Below are 948 nucleotides of genomic sequence, written 5' to 3' on the forward strand. Positions count from 1 at the left end.
TTGGGAGCGTCAAGAATTATGTGTAAATGAAAATATGCCACTCTTGTAGAAGTTCGTTTAGTTTTTGTTAGAGAACATTGCTAGAAGTTCTGATCGAGCTTGATCGAAGCCAATATGACAACGGGTAGCAAAGCGTTGGTTATAATCTTCAAACTGTGAAACCAAGAATTTTTCTAATGCTTCTTCATGGGGGAATTGCTCCTTACGATTCGTGTATTTCTTAATTTGTTTGTTAAACGATTCGATTAAATTTGTAGAATAAATGCTTCTCCAGATTGGCTTAGGAAAACTGTAAAACGTGAAGATATAGGGATTTTCTCGTAAGGATTTAACGACCTTAGGATAAGTGGTTTTCCACTTGTCACAGAAGGTTGACAGAGCTGCTTTACCAGCTTGTTCATCGTCAGATCGATAGACAGATTTGAAGTCTTCACAGATCTCTGCTCGATCTGAGACGCGAACTTTATGGGCAATATTACGAGCTAAATGAACACAGCATGTTTGGTACTTCGCCTGCGGATAGATCTCTTGAATCGCATTCACAATACCTGTGAGTCCATCGGAGATAAACAGAAGGATTTGTTCCGTGCCACGCTGTTTCACGTCCTGGAGCAGTTCTTTCCAGATGTAAGCTGATTCGGTTGGTGCAACGGCGTACGTGAGCACTTCCTTGGAGCCATCTTCACGAATCCCCACGGCAATGTGGACTGCCTCCTTAGATACCGTTTCACGTTTGACTGCGATATAAGTTGCATCAATATAGACGCACACATAGCGCTCCTCAAGTGGTCGTTTCATAAAAGCATCGACATGCTCGGCCAACACTTTTGTCATGTTCGATACCGTTTGTGGCGTATAGTGGTGACCGTACATTCTCTCAATTAGGTCGGCAATCTCCGTCATTGTGACACCCTTTTGAAACATGTGGATGACAAAGGATTCTAGCGT

1 protein-coding gene is annotated in these 948 nt (G+C 42.5%); it reads right to left on the minus strand.

Annotation, left to right across the window (positions count from 1 at the left end; all coding sequences use genetic code 11):
• Positions 1–57: 57 nt before the first annotated feature.
• A partial coding sequence (locus L1028_RS31030) for an IS256 family transposase (RefSeq protein ID WP_234541965.1) occupies positions 58–948 on the minus strand: 891 nt, incomplete at its 5' end.

This window comes from Paenibacillus pseudetheri, assembly GCF_924513355.1.
Taxonomy (GTDB): domain Bacteria; phylum Bacillota; class Bacilli; order Paenibacillales; family Paenibacillaceae; genus Paenibacillus_AQ; species Paenibacillus_AQ pseudetheri.